At 62.7% G+C, this 18,772-nt stretch carries 18 protein-coding genes and 1 pseudogene; 10 read left to right on the forward strand and 9 right to left on the reverse strand.

Annotated elements, in window-relative coordinates; all coding sequences use genetic code 11:
* Positions 1–23 precede the first annotated feature (23 nt).
* Positions 24–1,088 (forward strand): annotated as a pseudogene (locus LG385_RS13895) (Rieske 2Fe-2S domain-containing protein); the annotation flags it as partial.
* A gap of 75 nt (positions 1,089–1,163) precedes the next feature.
* Here the strand turns inward: LG385_RS13895 and uraH are convergent.
* Both uraH and LG385_RS13905 read right to left on the reverse strand, forming a co-directional pair.
* Positions 1,164–1,571, reverse strand: coding sequence for a hydroxyisourate hydrolase (gene uraH / locus LG385_RS13900; RefSeq protein WP_181116353.1), 408 nt, complete (start codon positions 1,569–1,571; stop codon positions 1,164–1,166).
* Between the two features lie 37 nt (positions 1,572–1,608).
* Positions 1,609–2,079: a GlcG/HbpS family heme-binding protein gene (locus tag LG385_RS13905; RefSeq protein WP_225774784.1), complete on the reverse strand. Its 471-nt coding sequence runs from the start codon at positions 2,077–2,079 to the stop codon at positions 1,609–1,611.
* A gap of 134 nt (positions 2,080–2,213) precedes the next feature.
* Between LG385_RS13905 and LG385_RS13910 the strand changes: the two genes are divergently transcribed.
* A complete protein-coding gene (locus tag LG385_RS13910; protein WP_225774785.1) occupies positions 2,214–2,888 on the forward strand; it encodes a heavy metal response regulator transcription factor in 675 nt (224 codons plus the stop codon).
* A complete protein-coding gene (locus LG385_RS13915) occupies positions 2,881–4,284 on the forward strand; it encodes a heavy metal sensor histidine kinase (RefSeq protein WP_225774786.1) in 1,404 nt (467 codons plus the stop codon). The genes LG385_RS13910 and LG385_RS13915 overlap by 8 nt, the downstream gene beginning before the upstream one ends.
* A gap of 15 nt (positions 4,285–4,299) precedes the next feature.
* On the opposite strand, the gene LG385_RS13920 is transcribed toward LG385_RS13915, so the two are convergent.
* A complete protein-coding gene (locus tag LG385_RS13920; RefSeq protein WP_225774787.1) occupies positions 4,300–4,872 on the reverse strand; it encodes a TetR/AcrR family transcriptional regulator in 573 nt (190 codons plus the stop codon).
* A 159-nt stretch (positions 4,873–5,031) separates the two neighbouring features.
* On the opposite strand from LG385_RS13920, the gene LG385_RS13925 reads away from it, so the two are divergent.
* Both LG385_RS13925 and LG385_RS13930 read left to right on the forward strand, forming a co-directional pair.
* Positions 5,032–6,441: an amidase gene (locus tag LG385_RS13925; protein ID WP_225774788.1), complete on the forward strand. Its 1,410-nt coding sequence runs from the start codon at positions 5,032–5,034 to the stop codon at positions 6,439–6,441.
* Positions 6,442–6,506: 65 nt separating this feature from the next.
* The gene (locus tag LG385_RS13930) at positions 6,507–7,064 is read left to right on the forward strand and encodes a GNAT family N-acetyltransferase (RefSeq protein ID WP_225774789.1); all 558 of its coding nucleotides are present in this window, start codon (positions 6,507–6,509) and stop codon (positions 7,062–7,064) included.
* A 75-nt stretch (positions 7,065–7,139) separates the two neighbouring features.
* On the opposite strand, the gene LG385_RS13935 is transcribed toward LG385_RS13930, so the two are convergent.
* Both LG385_RS13935 and LG385_RS13940 read right to left on the reverse strand, forming a co-directional pair.
* Positions 7,140–7,835, reverse strand: a complete 696-nt coding sequence (locus LG385_RS13935) for a tRNA (adenine(22)-N(1))-methyltransferase (protein WP_225774790.1) — start codon at positions 7,833–7,835, stop codon at positions 7,140–7,142.
* Positions 7,832–9,037, reverse strand: a complete 1,206-nt coding sequence (locus tag LG385_RS13940) for an aminotransferase class V-fold PLP-dependent enzyme (protein WP_225774791.1) — start codon at positions 9,035–9,037, stop codon at positions 7,832–7,834. Before LG385_RS13940 ends, LG385_RS13935 begins: the two co-directional genes overlap by 4 nt.
* A gap of 205 nt (positions 9,038–9,242) precedes the next feature.
* Between LG385_RS13940 and LG385_RS13945 the strand changes: the two genes are divergently transcribed.
* Positions 9,243–10,091 (forward strand): flagellin domain-containing protein, encoded by an 849-nt coding sequence (locus LG385_RS13945; RefSeq protein ID WP_225774792.1) that lies wholly within the window; start codon positions 9,243–9,245, stop codon positions 10,089–10,091.
* A 76-nt stretch (positions 10,092–10,167) separates the two neighbouring features.
* Here LG385_RS13945 and LG385_RS13950 read toward each other — a convergent pair whose 3' ends face one another.
* Positions 10,168–10,677 (reverse strand): GNAT family N-acetyltransferase, encoded by a 510-nt coding sequence (locus LG385_RS13950; protein ID WP_225774793.1) that lies wholly within the window; start codon positions 10,675–10,677, stop codon positions 10,168–10,170.
* A 164-nt stretch (positions 10,678–10,841) separates the two neighbouring features.
* On the opposite strand from LG385_RS13950, the gene LG385_RS13955 reads away from it, so the two are divergent.
* Together LG385_RS13955 and LG385_RS13960 are read left to right on the forward strand one after the other, a co-directional pair.
* Positions 10,842–11,885 (forward strand): DUF1615 domain-containing protein, encoded by a 1,044-nt coding sequence (locus LG385_RS13955; RefSeq protein ID WP_225776242.1) that lies wholly within the window; start codon positions 10,842–10,844, stop codon positions 11,883–11,885.
* A gap of 116 nt (positions 11,886–12,001) precedes the next feature.
* A complete protein-coding gene (locus LG385_RS13960; protein ID WP_225774794.1) occupies positions 12,002–13,012 on the forward strand; it encodes a zinc-binding alcohol dehydrogenase family protein in 1,011 nt (336 codons plus the stop codon).
* A gap of 71 nt (positions 13,013–13,083) precedes the next feature.
* On the opposite strand, the gene LG385_RS13965 is transcribed toward LG385_RS13960, so the two are convergent.
* A complete protein-coding gene (locus LG385_RS13965) occupies positions 13,084–13,992 on the reverse strand; it encodes a LysR family transcriptional regulator (RefSeq protein WP_413247381.1) in 909 nt (302 codons plus the stop codon).
* Positions 13,993–14,241: 249 nt separating this feature from the next.
* On the opposite strand from LG385_RS13965, the gene LG385_RS13970 reads away from it, so the two are divergent.
* Together LG385_RS13970 and LG385_RS13975 are read left to right on the forward strand one after the other, a co-directional pair.
* On the forward strand, positions 14,242–16,224 hold the full coding sequence (locus tag LG385_RS13970) for a M10 family metallopeptidase C-terminal domain-containing protein (protein WP_225774796.1): 1,983 nt from the start codon (positions 14,242–14,244) through the stop codon (positions 16,222–16,224).
* Positions 16,225–16,369: 145 nt separating this feature from the next.
* The gene (locus tag LG385_RS13975; RefSeq protein WP_225774797.1) at positions 16,370–16,900 is read left to right on the forward strand and encodes an AAA family ATPase; all 531 of its coding nucleotides are present in this window, start codon (positions 16,370–16,372) and stop codon (positions 16,898–16,900) included.
* A 4-nt stretch (positions 16,901–16,904) separates the two neighbouring features.
* Here LG385_RS13975 and LG385_RS13980 read toward each other — a convergent pair whose 3' ends face one another.
* A complete protein-coding gene (locus tag LG385_RS13980; RefSeq protein ID WP_225774798.1) occupies positions 16,905–17,798 on the reverse strand; it encodes an NAD-dependent epimerase/dehydratase family protein in 894 nt (297 codons plus the stop codon).
* A 94-nt stretch (positions 17,799–17,892) separates the two neighbouring features.
* The gene (locus tag LG385_RS13985) at positions 17,893–18,693 is read right to left on the reverse strand and encodes a DUF1206 domain-containing protein (RefSeq protein ID WP_225774799.1); all 801 of its coding nucleotides are present in this window, start codon (positions 18,691–18,693) and stop codon (positions 17,893–17,895) included.
* Between the last annotated feature and the right edge of the window lie 79 nt (positions 18,694–18,772).

Raw genomic sequence — 18,772 nt, forward strand, 5'->3', positions numbered from 1 at the left:
AAAAACCGATACAGGAGAAGTTCATGAGCGCTTCAACCGCCCAACCGCTGGCTTATGAGCCAGGTACGCCCGCGGCCCTGCCCGCGTTCCCGCTCGATCAATGGTATGTGGCCGCCCTGGCGTGGGAGCTTGAGGACAAGCCCCTCGCCCGCACGTTGTTGAACAGGCCAATCGTGCTGTTCCGCACGGCTGACGGCACGCCGGCGGCGCTTGATGACCGCTGCTGCCATCGGGCGCTGCCGTTGTCCCAGGGCACACTGGAAGCCCGCGGGCTGCGCTGCGGCTACCATGGCCTGCTGTTCGACGGGGCCGGGCAATGCCTGGAAGTACCCGGCCAGGCCAAGGTACCCAGCAAGGCGCGGGTAGGTGCCCATCACGTGCGCGAGCAAGACAAAATCATCTGGATCTGGTTTGGCAGCGCGTCTTGCCCAGTGCCCGACCACGAGCCGCCAGCGTATGAGTTCCACACCAATCCCGCCTACCTGTTCGACGGCGATGTGTACCACTACGACGCGCCCTACCAGCTTATCCACGACAACCTGCTGGACCTGAGCCACTTGGGTTACGTGCACCTGCGCACCATCGGCGGCAACGCCAGCATTCACATGAACGCCCAGGTACGGGTAACCAGCGATGAGCGCTCTGTGCGGGTGACCCGCCATCTGCCCGACTCGGTGCCACCGCCCACCTATACCGCGGCGTACCCGTTCAAGGGCAACGTGGACCGCTGGCAGGAAATTGAATTCTGCGTCAGCCACCTGCGTATCTGGACTGGCGCCGTGGACGTAGGTACCGATTCGCTCGATGACCCCGCCCGGCGCGGTTTCCATATGCGCGGCTTCCATGGGGTAACGCCCGAAACCGACACCACCAGCCACTACTTCTGGACGATGGCCACCAACCCGCAAAGCAACCACGACGAGGTCAAGGCCAAGGTGGTGGACCAGACCAAAATGACCTTCGATGAAGACAAGGTGGTGATCGAGGCGCAGTACAGGAACATGCTCGATTTCGGCCCGTTGCCGATGGTGGACATCCACGTGGACGTGGGCGCCAACCGTGCGCGAAGGATCATCGAACAGCTTCGCCAGGGCGTTCAGGAACGCACATCAAAGCTGGACACGCGATCATTCGCGAGCTGGCGCCCGCACAACAGACGGCGACTACGACCCGCGATAGGTGCTGAAGCCGTACGGGCTGAGCAACAGCGGGATGTGGTAGTGCTGGTCGGTCTGGCGTACTTCGAAGATCACCGGGATCTCCGGGAAGAAGGTGTCCTGGTGCAGCTTCTGGTAGTACTCGCCGGTCTTGAACACCACGCGGTACTCACCCTTGTCGATCGCCATGTTGGCCGGGAACAGCTCAGGGATGCGGCCCTGTTCGTTGGTGGTGCCTTGGGCCAGCGCCTGCCAGGTGGCACCGGTGTGGCGCTCCAGGGTGACCTGGATGCCCGCCGAAGGGGTGCCGGTTTGCAGGTTGAGCACATGAACGCTCAGTGGGTTCGGCGCGGCGTTGGCGAGGCCGGCAAGGCTGGTGAGCGCCAGGGTGCAGGCCAGAGTGCGAAGTTTCATGCTGAGGCTTCCTTGTAATGAAGGTGGAAACAAAGGTTCAGGGATGAGTCGCCAGGCCGACCTTGGTGGCCGCGTCCATTGCGCAGCGTTCGTCCGGGGCAGGCCCGCCGGCACCGGCAACGCCGAGCGCGCCTACCAGGTCCGCGCCTTGGTACAGCGGCACGCCGCCGCCGAGCAACAGCAGCTCTGGGAAGGTGTTCAGGTTGGCGGTTTCAGGGTTTTGTGCGGCTTTCTCGGCCAGGGCACGGGTGGGCGTTTTGGTGGACAGGGCGGTGTATGCCTTGCGCCGGGCGGCGTCAGCGTTATGCGGGCCGGTGTTGCGGTCGCGCTGGATCAGCAACAGGTTGCCGCCACGGTCCAGCACGGCGATCGCAGCAGTGCACGGCGCGGCATCGGCAAGCTGCCGAGCGGTGGCCAGGTCCAGTTCCGGCTGTTGGGGCAGGGCCGCCTGGGCCTGGGCGGCAACCAGCGTCAACAGGCCGAGGCAAAGGGTTTTGATAGGGGGCATGGCAGGCTCCTTGGTTGGGCTGCGCCTACCCTAACCCCCTGCCCCGCTCCCAATTCCGTCACACGGATTACAAGTTTGTAATGGGAAACGGCGCCCAGTCCGCATAGCCTATGCGTACTGCAAGCGAGGTAGCCATGCGTGTATTACTGGTAGAAGACGAGCCCAAGACGGCGCATTTCCTGGCCAAGGGCTTGACCGAGGCCGGCTACGCCGTGGACGTTGCGCTCGACGGGCTCGATGGCCGCCACTTTATCGAAGAGGCCGATTACGACCTGATCATTCTCGACGTGATGCTGCCGGGCCTCGATGGCTGGCAGTTGCTCAAGCTGGTGCGCCAGCGCGGAGACACGCCAGTGCTGTTTCTCACTGCGCGCGATTCAGTAGAAGACCGCGTCAAAGGCCTTGAACGCGGCGCGGACGACTACCTGGTCAAGCCATTTGCCTTTATCGAGCTGCTCGCCCGCGTGCGCACCCTGCTGCGCCGGGGCCCGCCCCGTGAGCTGGAACACTACCGGGTCGCCGACCTGGAGCTGGACGTGATGCGCCGTCGGGTAACCCGCGGCGGGCAGCGGCTCGTCCTCACCAACAAGGAATTTGCCTTGCTGCACCTGCTGGTCAGCCGGCGCGGGGAGGTGTTGTCGCGCACCTTCATTGCCTCCCATGTGTGGAACCTCAATTTCGACAGCGATACCAACATGGTGGACGTGGCGGTGCGGCGGCTGCGGGCGAAGCTGGACGACCCCTTCTTCCCCAAGCTCATCCATACCGTGCGCGGCATCGGCTATCAGTTGGAGGCCAGCGATGAGTGACCCTGGCCGTCGTGGATCGTTGATCTGGCGAGCCGCGCTCGGCGTGGCGGTCACCTGCGCCGGGGTACTCGCCTTTTCGGGGTGGTTCTTGTACCGCAGCCTGGAAGCCGAACTGGCCTACCGCGACGACATGGCCCTGATGGGGCGGCTGGAACAAGTACGGGCACTGCTTCAGGACAGCGATGACCTCAGCGCCCTGCAGGCGCGGCCACGGTTGTATCAGAACATGCTGGGCAACCGGGACAGCCTGTTGCTGGTAGGGCGGGATGCTCAGGCCGATATCATTGACATCAACCCGCATACCGACGCCATCCCTGCCCTGCAGGCGCTGGCGGTAAACCAGCCGCCGCGCCGGGAGCACGTCGTCACCTGGCAGCCTGACAGCGGCAGCGGCTTGCTGCTGTTGGCGGGTGATGGCACAGGGCGCAACGGTGAACGGCTGCGGGTGACGGTCGGCAAACGCCTGGATGAGCGCACGGCGATGCTTGCCAGCTACCGCTTGAGGATCTATGCCGCGGTGGGCCTTGGCGCGTTGTTGGCGCTGTTGCTGGGTGTACTGGTGTTGCGGCGCGCGTTGAGGCCGGTACGGGCGATTGCCGCCCAAGTGGCTGGCATCAGCCCGCGCACCCTTGGGCAACGATTGAGCGTGGCGCAAATCCCTCAGGAATTGTACGAGCCCGTGCAAGCCCTCAATGGCATGCTGGACCGCCTCGATGACAGCTTCGCCCGCCTGTCGCAGTTTTCCGCGGACCTGGCCCATGAAATGCGCACGCCGTTGCACACCCTGCTCACCAGTAACGGCCAGATGCTCAACCAGGCCCGCTCGGTCAGCGAATATCAAGACCTGCTCGCTTCCAACGTAGAGGAATTCGAACGGCTCAACCGGATGGTCGCCAACCTGTTGTTCCTGGCGCGGGCCGACCATGGCGACTGCCCCATCGTTCGCCAGCCGGTGGACCTGCAGCAACTGGGCGACGAGCTGTGCGAGTACTTTGAAGCCCTGGCCGAGGACCGCAACCTTGGCCTGCACAACACCATGAGCGGCACGCTCCAGGCAGACCTTCCACTGCTCCAGCGGGCGTTGGGCAACCTACTCGCCAACGCGGTAAAGCATGCCACCCCGGGCAGCACAGTGCAGCTGCGCAGCGAGCGGCCTGGCAATGAAACCCGCCTAGTGGTGATGAACCGGGGGGACACACTGCCACCTGCCGTGATACCGCGGTTGTTCGAGCGCTTCTACCGCGCCGACGAAACCCGTACCGACCCCGGCGACTCGGGCGGCCTGGGGTTGGCGATCGTGCAGTCGATCATGGCGTTGCACGACGGGCGTGCCGCCCTGCGCAGCGAGAATGGTGTTACCGAGGCTTCGTTGCACTTTCCCACGGTCGAGCGTTAAGCAGCGCCCGTTGATTCAGGCAGCCACGGGGCCAAACAGGCCGGCCGTGCGATAGCTGTCCATCATCGCGTCGAACAGGGAAATATCTGCGCGGCTCCGAGCAACCAGTTGAGCCCCCGCGACCGCCGCAAAGATAGCCCTGGCGCGCGCTTCACTTTCGCCCGCGCCGGCGATGCCCGCCTCCTCCAGCACCTTGCCAAGCCAGGCCACGTTCACGTCGGTAAAGGTTTGCACCTCCTTCTTGACCGGGTCTGGCAAGTCGTCGTACTCGGCGGCCATGAAGCTGCACAGGCACAAACGGTTCTCGTTCTCCAGGGAGATGCGGAACACCCGCGGGTAGGCCGCCAGCGCAGCGGCCGGGCTTTCATGTTCGGCCCGCAAGGCTTCCAGCGTGGCTGCGGTGTCTTCCCAATACCGCTGTGCGACCGCCGCGCCAAGGTCGGCTTTGCTCGGAAAGTAGTAGTGAATGCTGGCGCTCTTGATACCGACCTCTTGTGCAAGGTCGCGAAAATTCAGCCCGCAATACCCGTGCACCTGGGCGCTGCGCCGGGCCGCCGCAAGGATCGCTTCTCGAGAATTCGTACTCACGTGTGGGTGTCTCCGCCGTTGCGACTGCCGGCATGGCAGATCCGAAGGGCCAAGTATGCCTTCGAAATATTCATCTATCAATTGGCAGGTAGGCCTTGACTGGGCCGGGAGACACGCCTAGCTTTCTTACCTACCAACTGATAGATAGAGGCTCCTGTGATGACGACTGATCTTGTTCGTTTCGATGCTACTCAACTGGCCGAGCTTATCCGCAGCCGAGCGGTATCTCCTGTGGAAGTGGTGCAGGCGCACCTGGACCGCATCGAAGCCGTGGACCCGAAGGTGAATGCCATCGTCAGCCTAGCCCCGGATGCCCTGGCGGCCGCCAAAGCGGCAGAAGCGGCGATCCTGGCCGGTGAGGCAGTAGGGCCGCTGCACGGCGTGCCCTTTACTGTGAAAGACTCCATCGACACGGCTGGCGTATTGACCCAGCACGGTTCGCCGATCTCCAAGGGCCGGGTGCCCGAGGCCGACGCCACCAGTGTTGCCAGGCTGAAAAGCGCCGGCGGCATCCTGCTGGCCAAGACCAACCTGCCGGAGTTCTCCTACTGGATCGAGAGCGACAACCTGCTTTCGGGGCGGACCAATAACCCCTGGAATCTGGAGCGCACCCCGGGCGGTTCGAGCGGCGGGGAGTCGGCCGCGATCGCCGCTGGCATGTCACCCTTGGGCCTGGGCACTGACCTGGCGATTTCTGTACGCGGTCCGGCGGCGCAAACCGGCATCACCTCGCTCAAGGCAACCCACGGGCGAGTGCCCATGACCGGGATCTGGCCACGGGCGCCGCGCCGGTTCTGGCACGTAGGGCCCATGGCGCGCAGTGTTCGCGACGTCGCGCTGGCCTATTCGCTCATGGCCGGCCCCGACGGCGCAGACGCATTTTCCTCTGGTATAGGTGCATTCCAGCCAGGCCAGCCGCCTCAGCTTGCCCGCCCCCTGCGCGTGGGCTGGCTGATCGAGCCCGGGTTCGGGCCCATCGACCCCGAAGTAGCGGCCACGGTAAAGGCCGCCGCCGAGGCGCTGAAAAGCGTGGGCTGCGTGGTCCAGCCCGTGCGTATCCCCGCGCTGGAGCAGGACTTTGCGCTGGACGTGTTCAACCGCCTTCACGTCATGGAAATGAAGCCCGCCTTCGCCCAGGCCGTGGCAGGCCGCAATGAAGCCGAGATCTACCTGATGGCCAGAACGATGCTGGGCCTGCCGGATACGTCCATGAGCGATTTCATCGAAGCCGAGCAGGCGGCGGAACGGCTGCGGGACGGCTTTGCCGATTATTTCGCCCGCTACGACATCCTGCTCACGCCTGTGCAGCCGATCCCGGCGCAGAAACATGGCGTGTCGCAATTCACTATCAACGGCCAGACCGTAGACGCCACCTACCTGCAAGGCTCCACTGTGCCACTGAACCTGACGGGCCTGCCCGGCATGTCAATCCGCTTCGGTACCAGCCACGACGGCATGCCCATTGGCGTGCAACTGGTAGCCACCTGGCTGGCGGAAAATACCCTGCTCCATGCCGCATCGCTGCTCGAAGGCGTGAGTCCGGTACGGGGGCTTCATCCAAACCTTTGAAATACAGGCAGGGGTTCTGCGAAAGTGGGCATCGAACCGCCCGCTTTCGCGAAGGAACCCGCGCAATGGAAAGCCTCCCCACCTTTCACACGGACCGTTTGCTGCTCACGCCGCTGCAACTGAGCGATGCGCCCGATATCCAACGCTGCTTTCCTCACTGGGACGTGGTGCGCTACCTGGACAGCCGGGTGCCATGGCCCTATCCGGATGACGGCGCGCTGACGTACGTGCGCGACGTTGCCCTTCCGGCTATGGAGGCCGGCCAGGAATGGCACTGGATGATTCGCCTTGCCGCAACCCCCGCTCACAGCATCGGCAGCATCTGCCTGTACGATCAGCCCGGTAACCACCGGGGCTTCTGGCTGAGCCCGCCCTGGCAGGGGAAGGGGTACATGCGCGAGGCCTGTGAAGTGATCAACGCCTATTGGTTCGAAACCCTGAAGCGCCCGCTGATGCAGGTGCCCAAGGCGGCGGGCAACCATGCCTCCCGCAGGGTTTCAGAGCGCGAGGGCATGCGCAGGATCGATGTACGCGAGGGAAGCTTTGTAGGCGGCCCGATGCTCAAGGAAACCTGGGAGCTCACCCGTGAAGAATGGCTTCGCGAACATTCCCGGCCGCTGTAGCAACGGGGCCGGCCATCCGGCGAAGCCACAGGCTAGCTTACGAACGGCTTCCAGAAGGCGCTCGATCGAACCCCGTTACGCCAGCACTTCTTTGATCCAGTGCACCTGGCGCGTGAGGCTTTGCAGTTTATCCTCGGGCACCGCCTGGCGCGCATGGGCGAAGCTGGCCAGGGTGCGCTGCCTCAGGCGCAGTTTGCGTTGCCACTTGGCCAGGAAGGCCGGACTGCGTGCCTGCAAATGCACCGGGCCGAAATACAGTTCCTGGGGGGTATAGGTCACAGGGCCCACGCGCTCGGCCACGATGATTTCGTAGTCGAAGCGGTTTTCTCGCAGCACCTCTTCGTGGAGTATCGAATAGCCATTGACCATCAGCCACTGGCGAAGAGGCTGCTCGCCGCCGTTGGGTTGCAGGATCAAGCGCTCGGTGCCGTTCAAATGCGCCCTGCCCGCCTCAAGGATGTCGCGGATCGTCTCGCCGCCCATCCCGCACATAGTCACTGCGTTAATGCCATCTTGCAGCTCGATGGCGGCCAGCCCATTGGCCAGGCGCACGGTAATGCCCTCGCCCAGGCCGTTATCGCGCACGGTGCGTTCAGCCGCCAGGAATGGCGTTCCCGCGATTTCTCCCGCCACCGCTGCCGTGATCACACCGCGGTGCATCAAAGCCACCGGCAGGTAGGCATGGTCCGAACCGATGTCGGCCAGGCGCGCGCCTGCAGGTACCAGCGCCGCCACACGCTCCAGCCGCATGGACAAACTGTGTTCGTTCAACCGTTACCCCTTGTCATCGCCCGCAGGGCTTCGATCAACTGCTTCATATCGCTCACGGTGGTGGTGAAACCAGGCGTTACCCTGATGCAGGGGCCGCACGCCGAACCCTCGCGCAGCACGGTAAACACGTTGAACTCATTGAGCAACCGCTCTACCTGCACCTGCTGGTCTGCTGCATCTACGAACCTGAACGCCGTGATGCCGCAATACAACCGGGGATCATCCGGGGTGAGTACTTCAATGCCGGGCAGCTTGCGCGCCTCGGCTACCCAGAGGTTGCGCAGGTAGCGCAAACGCGCGCCTTTCACCGCCCAGCCGCCAATTGCCTGGTGCTCGGCGAACACAGTGGGAAGCGCCATCAGCGCAGGCACATTGGGCGTGCCGTAGGGTGCCAGGCAACGAACGTCATCGGCGCCGAAGCTCGGATTGCCCATGTCCGGCGTGAAGTCGCCCAGCCGCTCCTCGCGTACATGGATAACCCCAAGGCTGAAAGGCGCGCCGATCCACTTCTGCAAGTTGAAGCCGGCGAACTCGACGCCGATGTCCGCGAGGTTTACCTCAAGCTGGCCCAGCGAGTGAGCGCCATCAAATATGACATCAATGCCCCGAGCCTTGGCCGCTTGGGCGATCGCCTTTACCGGCATTACCAGCCCAGTGCGATGGGTCACGTGGGTAAGCGCCATCAATTTGAGCCGGGGGTGCGCCTCGAATGCGTCGATATAAGCGCGCAGTAGTGCGTCGTGGCTGGGGGGGTGAGGATGAACGATCCTGATCAGCTCCACCCCCCTGGCGGCCTGCAACCAGCTGAACGCGCCCTGTACCGAGCGGTAGTCAAGGTCGCTGATCAATACCTGGTCCCCGGGCTTGAGCCGGCTGTAGTTCCGAATCAGGGAATACAGCGCCTCGGAGGCGCTGCGCGCAAAGGCCAGGCTCTCGGCGGGCAGGCCCATGAGTTCTGCCAGCTGCTGGCGAATGTCGAGCAGTTGGTATTCGTCGAATTCACGCCGAACCTGTACGGCGTTCCTTCGGTTGACCTCCCTGATGGCGCCTTCGTAGGCGTGAAGGGCATTGTGCGTCATCTGCCCGAAATAGCCGTTTTCCAGGTTGATCGGCCCGTCACGCTCCGGATAGCGCGCCGCAATGTCGGCCCACCAGGCTTCATCCGTAGCCAGTTGGTCTGGGGTCTTCACCGTGTTTGCCATACGCCTGCCTTCCTGACAATGAGGGCTCGAAGCATCGGCTCGCGCGGCAGGATGCGCAAGCCCGTTTGCATCCGATCAACGGCACCCCCTCACCCTTAAGCAAACGCCAAAAGCGACGATAACTACTTCGAAGGTTATCCAGGCCACACCCGGCACCGCCAGGGCCGGAAGCCAAGTACATCACCGCTGCCCTGAGGATTTCGTCATGTCGTTGACCGTTAACACCAACATTGCTTCCCTGACCGTACAGAACAACCTGAACAAGGCTTCGTCCGCCACCAGCACCTCGATGACTCGCTTGTCCTCGGGCCTGAAAATCAACAGCGCCAAAGACGACGCCGCCGGCCTGCAGATCGCTACCCGTCTGACCACCCAGATCAAAGGCCTGACCGTTGCGACCAAAAACGCCAACGACGCTACCTCGATCGCCCAGACCGCTGAAGGCGCGCTGCAAGAAACCACCAGCATCCTGCAGCGTATGCGTGAACTGGCCGTTCAGTCGCGTAACGACTCCAACAGCACTTCGGACCGTACCGCTCTGCAATCTGAATTCAGCCAGATGAGCGACGAACTGACCCGTATCTCCACGTCGACTACCTTCGGTACCGGCATGAAGCTGCTCGACGGTTCGGCTTCGGGCCTGCAGTTCCAGGTGGGCGCCATGACCGGTGACGACCAGCACATCGACCTGGGCATCAGCCTGAACGCTTCGGCCTCCGGCCTGGGTGTTGCCAGCGTTGCAATCACCGGCGGCAGCACCAGCGCCGCGCACACCGCGATCGACTCGGCCATCAGCGCCATCGACGCCGCGTTGAACACTGTGAACACCACCCGTGCCGACCTGGGTGCCAAGCAGAACCGTCTGGAAAGCACCATCAGCAACATCAGCAACATCATCGAGAACGCTACCGCCTCTCGTTCGACCATTCAGGACGTAGACTTCGCCGCTGAAACCGCTGAGCTGACCAAGCAACAAACCCTGCAACAGGCTTCCACCGCGATCCTGTCCCAGGCCAACCAGATCCCGTCCGCTGTACTGAAACTGCTTCAGTAATATCGGCCGCTGGTTAACGATGAGCCCCGCTTTCGAGCGGGGCTTTTTCGTTTGTGATCGGGCCCTCCCACACTGCTCAAGCACCGTCCATCCAGCGGGTATAGCGGCGCTCTACCTCACTGATGGAGTCGTCAGGCAGTGGGTCCGGGATGAAGCCACACTTGCCAAGCACCTTCTTCGAGCCGGCATTCGCCTCATACACATACGCCACAAGCCGCCTCAGGCCCCAGCGTAGGCGCGCCTGTTCTATCAGGTGTTCAAGAGCCCGGGTCGCCAGCCCTCGCCCGCACATTTTTCCGGCAATTCGATAGCCCACTTCCGCACGCTTCGCAGAAAGGTCGATGTCTTTGAGGTTGGCGCGGCCCACGATCTGCCCGCTCGCCTCTTCAATTACAAACGGGTGCCAGGTACCGGCAGCCAGCCCTGAGAGGTACGCATCGATCTGCACGGCTACACCCTCCAAGCAATAGAACGTCGGCGGCCGCGCCTCGATGTGGGTTTCGAACCATTCACGGTTCTCCCGCTCGAAGGCCAGTAACGCTTCGGCATCGGTGGCCACCAATTGGCGAATAACGAATCCTTCCATGTGCGATGCATCCCTCTGCGATGGGCCATGCCCGGAAGGCGGATAGTGGCGGCTGCGCTTGCGCCGATCAATGCTCCAGCAACGCTCAGCCTGTATGCTGCCTGCCATCGCAGGGAGATGTCTGATTGAACGTATTGAAACGGATTGCGCTGTCGACATTAGTGATGGCGCTGGCGGCCTGTACCCACCAACCACAACCCCCCGCCCCGACGCCCGAGCAGGTCCGTGGCACCGTGCAGCGCTTGTTGCCGCCTTCGGTCGGCAATCGCCAAGGCTGGGCGACGGACATTCAAACGGCGTTCGACACCCAGGGGCTCGAACCTACCGCGCAAAACCTGTGCTCGGTGATTGCGGTGATCGAACAGGAATCCAACTTCCAGGTAGACCCCCAGGTACCAGGCCTGGGCCGTATCGCCCGGGAAGAAATCGACCGCCGTGCCGGGCGCCTGCATGTTCCAGGGTTTCTGGTAGATGCCGCCCTGGCTATCAAGTCCCCCACGGGTGATACCTATGCCAAGCGCATTGCGGGTGCACGCACGGAGCGTGAGTTGAGCGAGGCCTTCGAAGACTTCATCGGCATGGTGCCGCTGGGTCAGCAATTGTTCGGAACGCTCAACCCCGTGCATACCGCAGGCCCAATGCAAGTGGCGGTTGCATTTGCCGAGCAGCACGCCCGGGACTACCCGTACCCACGCCAGGGCTCCATTCGCCAGGAAGTGTTCAGCCGCCGTGGCGGCGTGTATTTCGGCACGGCGCATTTGTTGGGCTACCCCGTCAACTACCCGGAGCCCTTGTACCGCTTCGCCGACTTTAACGCCGGCCACTATGCCAGCCGTAACGCGGCCTTCCAGGCTGCCCTTAACCGCCTGGTGAAAGCGCGGCTGACGCTCGACGGCGACTTGATCGACTACGGCTCCTCCACCCCTGGGCAGACGGAATTGGCCGTGCGCTCGCTGGGTTCACGCCTGAACATGAGCGACAGCGCCATTCGCCGTGCGCTGGAATCGGGCTCGGAACAAGGCTTCGAAGACACAGGCGTTTATCGGCGGGTGTTCGACTTGGCCGACCAGGTGGCGGGCCGACCTGTGCCACGGGCAGTGCTCCCCGGGATCACGCTGGAAAGCCCGAAGATCACCCGGCATCTGACCACCGCCTGGTTTGCCAAGCGCGTGGACGAGCGCCGCGCCCGCTGCGTGGCACGTGAATGAGGCTGGCCGTTTATTTTCAACGAAACGGCGAAAGTATTCCCGCAAGCGCCGGGTTTTTCCAAACGGATTACGACGCTAGCCTGACTTCAGGTCAACACTCATCAGGACAGCTACAGATGAAAGCCATTGTTTTCAAGCAACCGGCCTTGCCGATCGAACATCCCGAGTCCCTTTTTGAAATGGACCTGCCCAAACCTGTGCCCGGCGCCCGTGACTTGTTGGTAGAGGTGAAAGCCATCGCGGTCAACCCGGTCGACACCAAGGTGCGCGCGCGCAGCGGCGGCGGGGAACAACCGCAGGTACTGGGTTGGGACACGGTAGGTATCGTGCGGGAAGTCGGCGAAGGCGTTTCGCTGTTCCAGCCAGGCGATGAAGTGTTTTATGCCGGTGCGATCGATCGCCCAGGCAGCTACAGCCAATTTCACCTGGTGGACGAACGCATCGTTGGCCACAAGCCGCGCACCCTGGACAACGCCAGCGCCGTGGCGTTGCCGCTGACCTCCATCACCGCCTGGGAGCTGCTGTTCGATCGCCTCGGCATCGAAGAAAACGGCGGCCAGGGCAAAAGCCTGCTGATCATCGGCGCGGCCGGCGGCGTGGGCTCGATCCTTGTGCAACTGGCGCGCAAGCTCACTGGCCTCACGGTTATCGGCACGGCCTCACGGCCACAGACACAACAGTGGGTAACCGAACTGGGTGCCCATCATGTGATCGATCACTCGGCTGCGCTGGCGCCTCAACTGGACGCGATTGGCCAGGGCTCGGTGGACTATGTGATCAGCCTCACCCACACCGACACCTACGCCGCGCAGATCGTTGACGTGCTGCGCCCTCAAGGCAAGCTGGCGCTGATCGACGACCCGGCCCAACTGGACGTGATGCCCTTCAAGCGCAAATCCCTTTCGGTGCATTGGGAGCTGATGTTCACCCGCTCGCTGTACCACACCGAGGACATGATCAAGCAGCATGAGCTGCTGGAGCGCATTGCCAACCTGGTGGACACGGGCGTTATCAGGACCACCCTGGGCGAGCATTTCGGCGCCATCAACGCCGATAACCTCAAGCGTGCTCATGCATTGATCGAAAGCGGCAAGGCCAAGGGCAAGATCGTGCTCGAAGGGTTCTGATTGGAACGGGTACAGCGAACCCGCGCTGCGCCTGGGTTCGCCGGCTGTGCCGGAAGGCCGGCCCCCGGCTCCTACGTGGCCTGCGCAACATAGCGTTCGAACTGCCCCGCCAGAAACGCCCGCAACGCTTGCACCGCCGGCCTGAGTGACGCGCGGTGCGGGCATACCAGTTGCAAGGGCGCGGGCTGGCCGTAATCCGGCGGGAATACCTCGGCCAGTCGGCCGCTGCGCACGTCATCCCTCACATCAAGCCCGGACTTGTAGGCGATCCCGAAGCCGGCGACGGCCCAGCGCCGAACGATATCGGCATCGTCGCTGATGCGATCGCCACTGATCTGAACGGTCTTCACCCCAACCGGCGTGTGAAAGCTCCAGCGTTCGAATGTCTGCTCGCCCATCACATAGCGCAGGCAATTGTGCTCGCTCAACGCCTCTGGCGTTGCGGGTAGCCCATGCCGCGCAATGTAGGCTGGCGATGCGCACAGGGTTCGCCTGTTGAAAGGCGCCAATGCCAGCGACACCAGGCTGGAGTCGGCCAACTGGCCATAGCGAATGCTGGCGTCCAGGTGCTCGCCAAACAGGTCGGCCACCTGATCACTCACCTGCAAGTGCAGCAGCACGCCGGGGTGCAGCCGCTGGAATTCGTCCAGCCATGGCAACAGCAGGTTGCGCCCGATATCGGAGGGCATCGACAGGCGCAGTGTGCCGGAGATCTCGTCGCGCCCCAGCGTAAGGGCAAGCTCTCCATTTTCCAGGGTTTCCAACGCCGAACGGGCATGGGGCAGATAGCGCTGGCCATCGTCGGATAACCGCAGCCGGCGGGTGGAGCGCACGAACAACCTCACTCCCAGGCAAGCCTCAAGGCGCTGGACAGCACCACTTGCCAAGGCCGGGGAGATATCCAGCAAGCGCGCCGCCGCCGAAAAGCTACCCGCCTCAGCGGTCGTGGCAAACACCTGCAGGTCATCGATGCGGATTATTTTTTTCACGTTCACGGCAAACTGATCAGGGCACGAGGCGTTGCAGCGTAAGGGGAAACGCGGGCCTTGCCCAGCTAGCGGATAAACGGCCGTACGCCCGACCATTGCCCCAAAGCCCCGCCGCCTGCTGCGTTGCGCCGCTTCGCTGGCGGTTCGGCCAATTCAAGCTACTTTGGATGCACCGCAACACCAATGCAGTGCCTTCCGGCGGTCGACGCGGCCCCCAATTCGGGCAAAGGACTGTATGACATGACTACCACAAGCTCCGACGGCGTGCGGGTGATCCGCTCCGCCACTGGCAACACCCAGATAGACATCGCCAACGAAAACGACCCCGGCCGAACCGTCGCGGTACAGGCGGACGGCAAGATATGGGTCGCAGGCTTCACCCATAACTTCGGTGAGTTCTATCAATACGCGGTTACCCGGCTGAACCCCAACGGCACCCTGGACACTACCTTTGGCGACGGCGGCAAGCAGGTGATTGCCGAGCAGATCATGCTGGGTGACGAGTACAGCATGGCCGTGCAGAACAACGGCAAGCTCCTCGTCACGCATGTGACCGCAGACGGCATGGACCTGGGCCTTGAAGTGACCCGCTACAACAACGACGGCACCCTGGACACGTCGTTCGGCAGCAACGGCGCGGCCCAGGTAAGCGGCGAAGTGAGCTACACCGACACCGGCACCACTGTGCTCAGCGACGGCAAGATACTGATTTCCGGGCGCGACGGCGGCACCTACACCGTGGCCCGGCTCAATGCCGATGGCACACCCGATACCACCTTCCATGGCACCGGCGTGCTCGAGTTTACCGGCCCCACCACAACCACCGGTTCCTTTGACTTCCCCATGAACGTGCAAGCCGACGGCAAGATCCTCGTGCCAGGCATGGACAACGACAAGTTCGGGCTGTACCGCTACAACACCGACGGTAGCCTGGACACCACCTTCGGCAGCAACGGCCACGTGAGCTATAGCGTGGGCTCGGGCATCGACTGGGCTTACACCGTCACCGTGCAGCCAGACGGCAAGCTGCTGCTGGCCGGCTCCAGCGACACCGGTGACTTCAACCGCGACTTCAGTGTTGTTCGCCTGAACGCCAACGGCAGCCTCGACACCACCTTCAGCAGTGACGGCAAGGCCGCGTTCGCGGTGGGCCTGGAGGACGACAGCGTGCGTTCCGTTGCGGTGCAAAGTGACGGCAAGATCCTGCTGGGCGGCGGCACCGATGGTGACTACGGGGTGGTGAGGCTGAACGCGGACGGCAGCCTGGACCGCGGCTTCGGTACCCTCCTCAATGGCTTCGAAACCGTGATCGGTACCAACGGCAACGACGTGATCATTGGCAGTGACGTTCGAGACAATATCACCGGCAACGCAGGCAAGGACCTCATCGACGGCGGCGCTGGCGCCGACAGCATCAGTACCGGAAGCGGCGCCGACGTGATCCGCTACGCCGATATCAGCGACAGCTACCGCTCCCACAGCGACTTGATCCTGGACTTCAACGCCAACCAAGACCGTATCGACCTGGCGGCCCTTGGTTTCACCGGGTTTGGTAATGGCCGCGGCGGCACCTTGGCGGTGGTGGAGAACGAAAACAGCGAGCGTACCTACCTCAAAAGCTATGACGCCGACGCCGATGGCAACCGCTTCGAACTTACCTTGAACGGGCTGTATGAAGGTTTGCTGACCACAAGCAATGTGCTGTTTTCCGCCCTTACCCTCAACGGCACGGCCAGCGCCAACACGCTGACTGGTACCGCAGCCACCGAGGTACTGAATGGGCTGAAGGGTAATGACACGCTGAACGGCGGTTTCGGCGATGATGTGCTGGCGGGCGGAGCCGGCCGCGACAACCTTACCGGCGGCAGCGGTGATGACGTGTTCCGGTTTGCCAATGTGGACGACAGTTATCGTACCGACGCCACCGTTTTCAGCGACCTGATTACAGACTTTGCATCCGGCACCGACAGGCTGGACGTTTCCACGCTGGGCTTCATTGGCCTGGGCGACGGCCACGACGGCACGTTAAAGGTGCAGTTAAGCGGCGATGGCAGCCGTACCTACCTTAAAAGCCTGGATGCCACCGCCAACGGCCACCGCTTTGAAGTGTCCCTGACCGGTAACCATGCCGACCTGGCGGCCGCGGATGTGATTTTCAGCGCGCCGACCACTGACACGTCGGTAGCATTGCTGGGCACGCCTGTAGCTGAGCATGTCGCTTGAACAGGGCCGGCATATAATCAGCACGCCGGGGCCGGCATGATGTTGCCGGGCCTGGCGTTTCGGAGCCTGATATTTCTGTGAATACGGACGGGGCAAGGGCTCGCCTTTCCGAACCTTTCCTCTTCGAACGAGCCCCTTTCTGGCCATGGACACACCGTCTCTCATCGTTTTCAGCGGCCTCCCTGGCACTGGCAAGACCACTATCGCCAAAGCCATTGCTCAACAAACAGGCTCGGTATACCTGCGCATCGACACCATCGAACAGGCACTTCGAAACGCGGGTGTGCTGGCTGGGGACGTTGGCTCAAGCGGCTATCAAGTGGCCAACGACGTCGCGCTTGGCAACCTGCAGATAGGCAACAGTGTGGTGGTTGATTGTGTGAATCCGGTGGCCGAGAGCCGGCACGCCTGGGCCGTTGTCGCAACGAAGGCCACTGTCAGTCTGCTAAACGTTCAGGTCGTGTGTTCCGACAAGGCCGAACATCGACGCAGGGTTGAAACCCGCCACGCAGATGTACCAGGGCTGGTTCCGCCCAGTTGGCTATCTGTTCTGCAACATGAGTATGAGCCATGGCTAGAGGCGCCTTTCACGCTGGACACAGCCGAGCTGTCGCCGTACTCGGCGGTAGCGGCGCTGCTCGAGCACATCACGCGCTCAGCAGTGCCGCGGGGTTAACGCCTTACACCATGTCGTTGCGAATCCACTCGATCACCGACGTACGCTTGGGCGCCCAGCCCAGCAATTCGCGAGCATTCTTGCCGCGCACCCGGCTATTGGAGCCCAGGCCATAATTGGCCATTTCATAGCCCCATTCCGCTTCGGCGTCAGCCAGGGGCCAGTCTTGCGATTTACCCAACCCTAGGGCTTCGGCCATCGCATTGGTCATGTCGACGAACGACGCCTCGCCGCTTTCGGCGAAGTAGAACGTACCCGCCGGGTTCTTCTCCAGTGCCAGCGCGTACAGTTCGACCACATCTTCGATGAACACGTTGGACCACACGTTTTCACCCGGCCCCACGTGGCGTACCACGCCGCTTTTGCGGGCCTGCTTGAGCAGCCGCGGTAGCTGCACGCTGTCCCGCTTCACACCTAGGCTATGGCCGTAAATCAACGTGTTGCAGTTCACCGCCGAACGTACGCCCTCTTTGGCCGAAGCAATCACCAGATCGTCGATGGCCACGCGCGCTGCCTTGTCAGGCGTCGCTTCCGGCAGTTGGCCCTCGTAATAGATGTGCCCGCCGCCTTTGCCGCCGGAGGCATCGCCCACGATGCTGGAGCCGCTGGTGTGCAGGAAGGGTTTGTTGGAACCCTTCAGCCCTTCGATCAATGCCTCTACCGCGCCGCGATGGTCGCTACTTGCGGCATTGATAACGCCGTCGGCTGCACGGGCCTGCTCGGTGAGCAAGGCGCTGTCCTCCAGGGTGCCGATCACTGGAACGATCCCGAGGGCTTTCAGCTCCTCGGCTTGCTCCGCGCTGCGTACCAGCCCGGTGACCTGATGGCCGCGCTGGGCAAGGCCTGTTGCGATGGAACCGCCGATAAACCCTGCAGCGCCGGTAATGAAGATATTCAAGGGCTGACTCCCGTGTAATGAATGATGGAGCCAGTATGTGCGTTAGGTTTTTGGCTAAAAAGGCGCGAATTGCCAAATGAATTTTGCGCTGAAGTCATGAAACACCCGGCACGTCCATATTGATCTTTCGCCACACCGCCTCGGCGAAGCTGTACACGGAAAACGCGATCAACCCCAAAGCCATGAGCATTAGCAGCACGCCGCCGGCTGGCAGGTTTTGCAAGGCCGCGAGGGCCTCTTTCATCCCTGGCGGGTCCATGGCCTGGTAGCTCGAACCGCTTACCAGCAGCAACAGTGAGATCTCGATGAACACCACGCCGCGCGCGATCAGGCCGAACCGGGAAACCGGGCGCACGTACTCCATTGCCTCATGTGCATCGAAGTACTTCTCGAACGAAGCCTTCCAGCCCTTGATGATGTGTGCGATGCCTACGCCCAGCGGCACCAGCGCGATGAGATAAACCAACAGGTTCGAGTATTCCCACGAGAGCAGATGGGCAAGCAGGTCGCGGGTTTGATCGCCCCCGCCGGAGCTTTTCGATTTACCGACCAACAACCCCAACGCAAACAGGGCCAGCGCACCGTTGACCATACCCCCGGCCAGCAAACCTGCCCGAATGGTCACGCCCTTGAGCCCCGTGCCATGGTGGTCCACATCGCGAACCGCTTGCACCACCCGCCAGCCGGCGAAGGCGAGCAAACCGATTACAACCAACCCCACCAGCACATCGCCAAGCGGGTGGGTGAGCACGGCCATCAGCGTGCCGTGGCTGTCTTTCGGCCTGGCCGAATCACGCGCGGCCAGCAAGGCGAAGATGCCCATGATCAGATAGATAACGCCCCGGGCGGCATAGCCGCTGCGGGCCAACAGGACAAGTGTATGTTGCGGGGACATGGTACCTGGCTCTATGCAATTGATAGACGGCAGACCCGGCGCAAGCGGAGGGGTTCGATCCGGGATTAGCACCGCACGT

Source organism: Pseudomonas sp. Marseille-Q5115, assembly GCF_916618905.1.
Taxonomy (GTDB): domain Bacteria; phylum Pseudomonadota; class Gammaproteobacteria; order Pseudomonadales; family Pseudomonadaceae; genus Aquipseudomonas; species Aquipseudomonas japonica_A.